The sequence below is a fragment of the Streptomyces sp. NPDC015171 genome (assembly GCF_043079545.1).
Classification (GTDB): domain Bacteria; phylum Actinomycetota; class Actinomycetes; order Streptomycetales; family Streptomycetaceae; genus Streptomyces.
The window spans coordinates 317,274-325,392 of the sequence record NZ_JBIBUO010000012.1 but is presented as its reverse complement, the minus strand read 5'-3'; the positions used below and the strand labels follow the sequence as shown (position 1 = coordinate 325,392).

Genomic DNA, 8,119 nt, shown 5'->3' with positions numbered 1-8,119 from the left:
CCGCCCGCGCGCAGCACTCGGGAGGCGGCCCGGATGACGGCGATCACGCCGAGATAGTTGGTGGCGTGCATCCGGTCCAGTGCGGCGGTGTCGGCGTCCGGGTCGTCGACCGTGCGGCCTTGCTCCACCGAGATCGCCGCGTTGTTGACGAGGATGTCCAGGCCGCCGAAGTGCGCGACCACGTCGTCGATCAGTGCCGGCGCCTGACTCATGTCTGCCTGGTCGGACTGGAAGGCGATGGCCTTCGCTCCCTTGAGCCGCACGTCGTCGGCGACGGCCTGCGCCTGCTTCTCGGAGCTGACATAGGTGAAGGCGACGTCGGCGCCCTGCTCGGCCAGCAGTCGTACGGTCGCGGCTCCCAGTCCGCGCGACCCCCCGGTGACCAGGGCGACCTTGCCCGTGAGTGGCTTGCTCATTCTTCCCACCTCGTTGATTGACCCGTGCCCGACAGTCGTAACGTTAATTGTTACGACCTTTGGTTGCAACTATCTCTGTTACGACTGGGCTGTCGTAACATAAAGCGTTGCGGCCGAGAGGAGGGGTTCAGTTCATGAGTGCCAACAGCAGGCTGACCCTTGCCGCCCACGCGCTGGCCTGGATCGGTCTCTACCAGCGCCAGGGTCACGAGGTCGCCACCTCCGAGCAGATCGCGACCAGCGCGAACACCAACCCCGTGGTGATCAGGCGGCTGCTCGGCGAGCTGCGCAGGGCCGGGCTCGTGGAGTCCCGGAGGGGTGTGGGCGCGGGCTGGTCGCTGGCGCGCGAGCTGGGTTCGATGACCCTGCTCGACGTGTACGAGGCAGTGGAACCCGGCCCGCTGTTCGCGATGCACCGCGCCGCACCGGACCAGGGATGCGTGGTGGGCTACGGCATCCAGCCGGCGATGCAGGGCATCTACGAGGGCATCGAGGGCACCCTGAGGCGCGCGCTGGGCCGTGTCACCCTCGAGAACATACTCCGGGACGTACTCGCGGCACCTCGCTAGCCTCCCCGTTACGCCCGGGCATCACCAGTTCGAACGCCTTGCGAGTCAGCAAGTTCCCCCTCGCTGTCGAGTGCGTGGTCGGCGCGAAAGCCGAAGCAGTGCAAGCCGTTGTTCACCGCTCCAGGCTTGCTCTCCTGCAAGGTCCGCTAGGTTCTGTCTCTTTGGTCAGCGCCGTGCCCAGATGAGGATGGCGGCGAGGTGGAGTGCGGCCTGGTAGGCAATCGCGAGTTTGTCGGTTCGGGCGGCCAGGCCGCGCCACTGTTTGAGGCGGTTGATGCACCGTTCGACGGTGTTGCGCTGCTTGTAGGCATCCGCATCGAAGCCGGGCGGGCGCCCACCTTGGCGGCCCCGCCGCAGGCGATGGCCGATCTGGTCCGACGGCTGCGGGATGACCGCGCGGATCTGCCGGCGGCGCAGGTGACCGCGGATGGCGCGGGATGAGTAAGCGCGGTCGGCCAGGACCATGGTCGGACGGGTCCGGGGCCGGCCGAGGCCGGTTCTCGGCACCCTGATGCGGGCCATGACTGTCTCGAAGGCAGGGGCGTCACCGGCCTGGCCTGCGGTGATGGCCAGAGCCAGGGGTCGTGCATAGCCGTCTGCAGCCAGGTGGATCTTGGTGCTCAGCCCGCCACGGGAGCGTCCGAGTGCATGGTCGGCCGGCTCGTTGCGGCCTTCGGCCCCCTTTTGAGTGCTCCGGCGGCGTGCTGGTGGGCCCGAACAACGGTGGAGTCGACCGACACGGTCCAGCCGATGTCGTCGACGGCATCCGCTGCCGCGAGGACGGCGGCAAAGATCTTCTCCCACGTGCCGTCGACGGCCCATCTGATCAGCCGCTTGTGGGCGGTCTGGAACGAGCCGAGTTCCTCGGGGAGGTCCCGCCAGGGCGAGTTGGTGCGGTACTTCCAAGCGATGGCCTCGAGCGTGCGGCGGTGGTCGGCCCACCGCCGTCCGCGGACCGGATCGGCCGGCATCAGCGGCTCGATCCGATCCCACATCGCATCAGTGATCACTAACCGGACAGGCACATCCGATCAACTGATGAGCCCCCCAAAGAGACACGCTCTAGGTCATCGGACCGTTGGGCCCGCGCGAGCCGGGTTCGGCCGAGAGCGAGAGCGGGCTGAGCGAAAGGCGCCTGACGGGGAGAAATCCAGGTCAGGCGCCTTTTCGCACGCGTCTAGAAGAATCCCAGCTTCTTCGGTGAGTACGACACCAGGAGATTCTTCGTCTCCTGGTGGTACAGCAGCTGCACCCACGCTGACCTGTTGAAACGGTCGTTTGCGCAGCCATCTGGAGGGTGCTGGTCCGGAAATGGTCCGGATCTTGGTACGTGTCGGCCGGGACGGCAGGGATGGGGCGGGAGCGGGAACCCGTGGGAGGCCGGTGGTCGTCGCAGAGCCGTCCGGCGGGATAGAAGCGCGCGGGCGCCCCGCATGGCTGTACCCCTGCCCCGCACTCCCGGCTCGGGTGAGGATGCGGTCCATGGCGCAGGTTGTGCACGGTGATCCGCTCGAAATCGGCGGCAGGCCTTTCCCAGCGGTGTACGCGCCGGAGTTCGGGCGAAGATATTGGTTTGCCGCTGAACAGGTGATGGTGGTCGTCTGTGTGGTTTCCATCGCATTAGGGTCGGTATGGCGCCTGAGGGTGTCAGGGCTCGGGGGCCCGTGCAGGACCTCCTGTGCCTTGTCGTGACCGCTCGGACAGAAGGATGACGGCATGCCCGAATACGCACTTTCCGCCGAGGAGCTGTCGGCGGGCGCGCAGAAAGTGGACCAGTCCGCGCAGAACATCGAGGGCATGTACGCCCATCTGCACCGTTCAGTGTCGGGAATTGCAAGCCAGTGGCAAGGCGACGCTGCCAAGGCGTTCAACGGTCTGGCCGAGCGCATTCATGCGAACGGGCAGAAGATCCAGGGATCGCTCAAGACCGTCGCCGAGAACCTCAAGGCCGCGGGTGTGACGTACAGCAGGCAGGAGCAGGAAGGGGAGTCCGCCGGCTCCGGCATCGCCGGCCGCCTCGGCTGACACACACGCACCCGTCCACGAGAAGAACAGGGAACCGATGACCACCCGAGTCACCTTCGCGCAGCTGCAATCGACCCAGTCCGACGTACGGGGCACAGTCGGCAGGCTGCAGACCGAGCTCGACGACATGCAGACCCTCATCCAGAAGCTCGCCGGCAGCTACGAGGGCGAGTCCGTGCAGTCCTGGCAGGGAGTGCAAGAGGAATGGAACTCGGCGACGCAGGAACTGCGCGAGATCATCAACGCCACTCAGCAGGCCCTCGGGGCGGCGGTTGACAACTACCAGGCAGCGGAGAAGAAGAACGTCGGCATGTGGGGCTGACCGCCACACAAGTGGAGGGTTTGTGGGGTGTGCCGGGCCGGGTAGTTCGCAGGGCCAGGGGACCTTCGAGCCTACGAGGGGTGAGCAGTCGGATGCTCGTGACCGGGGAGAGGGCAGGGCTGTTACGGGCCCGGGCGGCGCTTGAGGGCTCGATGGGTCTGGTGATCACGATGGGGGCCCTGCACGCCGGCCACGCGGAGTTGATCCGGGCTGCCCGGGCGCGTTGTGCTCACGTGGTGGTGACGGCCTACGTCAACCCGCTGCAGTACGAGGACCCGGCGATCTATCCGTCCACGCCGGACGCGGACACCGCGTTGTGCCGGGCCCATGGAGTCGACCTGCTCTACGTGCCGGACACGTCCGAGGTGTACCGCGACGACGGTCCCCTGGTGCGTGTGGTGGCAGGGGAGCGGGGCGAGCACCTGGAGGCCGAGGGGAGGCCGGGGTACTTCGACGGCGTGCTGACCGTGATGCTGAAGATGACCAACCTGGTCCGCCCCGACGTGGTGTTCCTCGGCGAGAAGGATGTCCAGCAACTGGCCCTGTTCCGGCGCATGGTGTTCGACCTGGACGTCCCCGTCGAGGTCGTTGGCGTCCCGACGGTACGGGAGGCCGACGGGCTGGCGCTCTCCAGCCGCAACATCCGGTTGTCGCCCGCCGAGCGCACCGCCGCCCTTGCCCTGCCGCAGGCCTTGGCAGCCGGTGTCGAGGCTGCGGCGGACGGCGGCGTTCCCGGGGAGGTTCTGGCCGCCGCACACAAGTTCCTGGACGAGGCCGCCCGCGGCGACATCCCGGTCCATACCCTCTATCTGGAGCTGACCGGCCCCGAGCTGGAACCGGATCCCCGGTCCGGCGCCGCCTGGCTGCTGGCCGCCGTCCGCGTGGGTGCCACCCGCCTCATCGACGGGATGCCGCTGCACCTGGCCGCCCGGCCGTGACCGGCCGGGTTGCCAACTCGGCCTGAGAGAACGGAGAGGAGTGGACGGGTGCGGATCCTCATCACCGGTGCGTCCGGATTCCTGGGCGGCCTCCTCACCCGGGCCCTGCTCCACGCGCGCGCCTTCGATGGCCGGCCGATCACGAGCCTGCTGCTCGCCGACCGCGCGGCCCACCCCAGTGCCCCGGCCCTGGCCGACCCGCTCGTGGAATGCGTGCAGGGGGACCTCACCGATCGTCTCGACGAGCTCTTCGTCCGCCCGGTCGACGCCGTCTTCCACCTCGCGGCCGCCGTGTCCGCCCAGTGCGAAGCCGACTTCGAGCTGGGGATGCACGCCAACGTGGACACCACCCGCGCCCTGCTGGACGCCGCCCGCACCCAGCAGGCGGCCGGCGGGCCGGTGGCGAGGCTGGTGTTCAGCAGTAGCCTCGCCGTTTACGGCTCCGACCCGGCCGCACCCCTGCCGCCGGTGGTCAGCGAAGCGACGGTACCCAGCCCGCGCTCCAGCTACGGCACCCAGAAACTCGTCTGCGAACACCTCATCGCCGACTACACGCGCCGCGGCTATGTCGACGGACGCGTGGCCCGCCTGATGACCGTCGCCGTGCGCCCCGGCCCGCCCAACGCCGCCGCGTCCGGCTTCCTGTCCGCCATCGTCCGCGAGCCCCTCGCGGGCCGGTCGGCCACCTGCCCGGTCGACCCCGCCACGCGGGTGGCACTGGCCTCACCCCACGGCACCGTCCAGGGCCTGCTGCGCCTCGCCCAGGCTGAGCGCGGCACTGGTCGCGGTCGGCTGAACGGCCTGGCCCCCGTCAACCTGCCCGCCTTGAGCGTCACCGTCGCCGAGATGCTCACCACGCTCCGGGACATGGCGGGGGACGACGCGGTGGGCCTCGTGACCTTCGCCCCGGATCCCGCCGTCGAGGCGATCGTCGGATCCTGGCCCGCCGCGTTCGACCATCACCGCGCCGCCACGCTCGGGCTGCACCCGGACCCGGGCTTCCGGTCGCTCGTGGAGCGGTACGTGGCCGACCGTGCGAGCAGCGCCCCTCTGTAGGGGCGCAGGCCGTGATCGTCCATTTGGCGGCGAGTGATGTGGACATGGACGAGCACAGGGACGAGCTTCGTTGTCGCAGGCTGGGACGCCATCCCTCGGCGTCCCCGGGCCGTCGGGGCTGGAACGAGGATTGTGGTGAGTGATGTGCTGGCTCCTCCGGATGTCGTTCTGCCTTTCTGCCATGTGGAACGGACCGGCCCGGCCTCGGTGCGCCGGACGGTGGTCGTGCAGCCCGGGATGTGCGGTCCCCTGCAAAACCTGGTGGCGTGCGTGGGCGACTGGACGTGGCAGACCGTCAGCATGGTGTGCGGCCTGGACGTGTTCAACGCCCGTGACGCACGGGGCCTGCCGTCCTACCTTGCGTTCTACTACTACCGCCTCACTTCCGGTTCCCGCTTCCGCCCTCGCGATCTGACCTTCGGTGAACGCGTCGAGGTCGAATCCCGGGTCTTCCACAGTGGTCGCCTGTCCGTGGTGACGGTGCACCGGATCCGTCGGATCGCCGGAGAGAGACAGGCGCCGCTGCCCTTTGATGCGGACGAGCCGTACGGCCGGCCGCGCCCGGACTGCCTGTACGTCGAGAACCTCAATGTGTGGGTCGCGCGCTCCGATCCCCGCAGCAACGTCGCGCTCGTGCGCACGGCCCCGATCGGTTTCACCCCCGCACACCTGCCCGATGCGGACAGCCCTCGCGACCTGTGTGCACGCGCCCGCGACCTCGGCGCCTTTCCCGACCCCGAGCGCTCCCACTGGACCCGCTCGGCCCCCGACCTCGTGCTGGAACACCCCGTCGACGTCGTCCGCGACGTCAACGGCGTCGGCCTGCTCTACTTCGCCGCGTTCTTCCCCATCGCGGAGCGCGCCCAGCTCCACCAGTGGCGGGCCTCAGGCGGCAGCGACCGCGCTTTCCTCGACCGCACCCTCCTCGACGCCCGTATCTGCTACTTCGGCAACGCCGACCTGGACGCCACCCTTGCCCTCGCCCTGAGCACCTCGCACGATCCCGACGATCCGGCTCATCAGAAGAGCGACCTCGCCATCAGCGACGCCGGCACCGGTCGCACCATCGCCGTCGCGGCCTTCCGTCACCGCGATCCCGCGCGCGACGCCCGCACCCGGCGCATTGCTGCATACGAATGAACGCTGCCCTCTTCGTTTTAGAAAGGGATTCTGCGAGGGGTGGCGGGCGTGGTAGGAGTGATGCGCGTCCTCACCGGAAATACCGGAGAGGGTTGTCGAAAGTAGCGGGTGGGTTTTCATGGCTTCTCGGATCGTCGAGGAATTCACTGAGGAGCGGCTGAAGGATCTCCTTCGGTCGCATTTTCAGATCGATCCTACGAAGGTGGACGAGTCCGTCAGGTTTTCGGATCTGGAGCTCGATTCGATTGCCGTCATGGAATTGATCGTGGTGATCGAAGAGCAGACCGGAATCGATGTCCAGGAAAGCCTCCTGGAGCAGATGACCCTAGACACCACCCTCGCCGAGGCGGTCGCGGCCGTGGACCAGGTGCTGCGCACGACCGGAACCGCAGCGAAGACCGACGCGTGAACCGCCACGCGGTGGCCGTCACCGGGCTGGGAATGGTCACGCCCGCCGGCGTCGGTGTCGGCGCCACCTGGGGCCGCCTCTGCGGCGGCGTCCCCACCGCCGCCCACGACCCGGCGATGGACGGGCTGCCGGTGACGATCTCCTGCCGGGTGGACGATGACGACCTCGCGGCCGCCCTGGAACCCGGCCTGGCCTGGCGCACCGACCGGTTCATCCGCTTCGCGCACGCAGCGGCCAAGGAAGCCGTCGCCGACGCCGGGCTGGACTGCGCGCTGTGGGACGGCAGCCGGGTCGCCGTGGTGATCGGTACCGGGGGATCGAGTCACGACACCACCATCAAGGCCTGCCAGATCCTGGAGAAGGGCCGCCTCCTGGCGCTGTCGCCCACGACCCTGCCCCGCAGCCTGCCGAACATGGCCGCCGGCGAGGTCGGAACCATGCTCGGGGCGCTGGGCCCCACCCTGGGCATCACCACCGCCTGCGCGTCCGGTGCCAGCGCCATCGGCATCGCGAGCCTGTTGATCCAGTCCGGCGCGTGCGACATCGCCGTGGCCGGCGGGGCCGACTCCGGCTGCAACCGACTGGGATCGGCGCTCTTCTGGCGCATGGGCGCACTGTCCACGCGCATGCACGACCCGGCCGGAGCGTCCCGTCCCTTCGACTCCGAACGCGACGGCTTCGTCCTGTCCGAGGGCGCCGGCGTCCTCGTCCTCGAAAGGACCGAGCACGCCCGGGCCCGGCGGGCCCGGGAGTACGCCCGGCTCACCGGCTACGGCTTCTCGGGGGACGCCCACAACCCGACGGCTCCCCACCCCGAAGGCGACGGCGCGGTCCTGGCCATGAACGCGGCGCTGAACGGCGCCGGACTCGCCGCGCGCGACGTGGACCATGTCAACGCCCATGGCAGCGCCACGCGGATGAACGACATCGCGGAAGCCACGGCACTGCGCCGGGTCTTCGACACCCCGCCTCCCGTGACCGCGGCCAAGGGCGTCCTGGGGCATCTGCTCGGCGGCGCCGGGGCGGTGGAAGCCGCCTGCTCGGTGCTCTCCCTGCACCATCAGCTCATCCCACCCACCGCCAACCTCGACCGGATGGACCCGGAGATCGACCTCGACGTCGTCGCCAAGGTTCCGCGGCCCGCCCGGCTGGAGACGGTGCTCTCCAATTCCTTCGGTTTCGGCGGCCAGAACGCGGCTCTCGTGTTCCAGTGCCCCTGACATCGGCCGACGTATCAGGAGCCC

Annotated in this window: 10 protein-coding genes; 8 read left to right on the top strand and 2 right to left on the bottom strand. The window is 69.1% G+C overall.

The window, feature by feature from the left end:
- A partial coding sequence (locus ACF073_RS29890) for an SDR family NAD(P)-dependent oxidoreductase (RefSeq protein ID WP_392074514.1) occupies positions 1-416 on the bottom strand: 416 nt, incomplete at its 3' end.
- Between the two features lie 134 nt (positions 417-550).
- Between ACF073_RS29890 and ACF073_RS29885 the strand changes: the two genes are divergently transcribed.
- A complete protein-coding gene (locus ACF073_RS29885; protein ID WP_392074513.1) occupies positions 551-985 on the top strand; it encodes an Rrf2 family transcriptional regulator in 435 nt (144 codons plus the stop codon).
- Positions 986-1,150: 165 nt separating this feature from the next.
- Here the strand turns inward: ACF073_RS29885 and ACF073_RS29880 are convergent.
- Positions 1,151-1,980 (bottom strand): IS5 family transposase gene (locus tag ACF073_RS29880; protein WP_392074512.1). Its coding sequence is split into 2 segments (ribosomal slippage): positions 1,151-1,674 and positions 1,674-1,980, totalling 831 coding nucleotides; the frame shifts between segments, so codons are not numbered across the junction.
- Between the two features lie 721 nt (positions 1,981-2,701).
- Here ACF073_RS29880 and ACF073_RS29875 point away from each other — a divergent pair.
- From ACF073_RS29875 to ACF073_RS29845, 7 genes are all read left to right on the top strand, one after another.
- Positions 2,702-3,010, top strand: coding sequence for a WXG100 family type VII secretion target (locus ACF073_RS29875; RefSeq protein ID WP_392074511.1), 309 nt, complete (start codon positions 2,702-2,704; stop codon positions 3,008-3,010).
- A 37-nt stretch (positions 3,011-3,047) separates the two neighbouring features.
- Positions 3,048-3,332, top strand: a complete 285-nt coding sequence (locus ACF073_RS29870) for a WXG100 family type VII secretion target (RefSeq protein WP_392074510.1) — start codon at positions 3,048-3,050, stop codon at positions 3,330-3,332.
- A gap of 80 nt (positions 3,333-3,412) precedes the next feature.
- The gene (locus tag ACF073_RS29865; protein WP_392074509.1) at positions 3,413-4,270 is read left to right on the top strand and encodes a 4-phosphopantoate--beta-alanine ligase; all 858 of its coding nucleotides are present in this window, start codon (positions 3,413-3,415) and stop codon (positions 4,268-4,270) included.
- Between the two features lie 48 nt (positions 4,271-4,318).
- Positions 4,319-5,326 (top strand): D-erythronate dehydrogenase, encoded by a 1,008-nt coding sequence (gene denD, locus ACF073_RS29860; RefSeq protein WP_392074508.1) that lies wholly within the window; start codon positions 4,319-4,321, stop codon positions 5,324-5,326.
- Positions 5,327-5,362: 36 nt separating this feature from the next.
- Positions 5,363-6,466 (top strand): LnmK family bifunctional acyltransferase/decarboxylase, encoded by a 1,104-nt coding sequence (locus tag ACF073_RS29855; protein ID WP_392074507.1) that lies wholly within the window; start codon positions 5,363-5,365, stop codon positions 6,464-6,466.
- A 118-nt stretch (positions 6,467-6,584) separates the two neighbouring features.
- Complete coding sequence (locus ACF073_RS29850; protein ID WP_392074506.1) at positions 6,585-6,875, top strand: acyl carrier protein; 291 nt, start codon at positions 6,585-6,587, stop codon at positions 6,873-6,875.
- Positions 6,872-8,095 (top strand): beta-ketoacyl-[acyl-carrier-protein] synthase family protein, encoded by a 1,224-nt coding sequence (locus ACF073_RS29845; RefSeq protein ID WP_392074505.1) that lies wholly within the window; start codon positions 6,872-6,874, stop codon positions 8,093-8,095. Before ACF073_RS29850 ends, ACF073_RS29845 begins: the two co-directional genes overlap by 4 nt.
- Positions 8,096-8,119 lie beyond the last annotated feature (24 nt).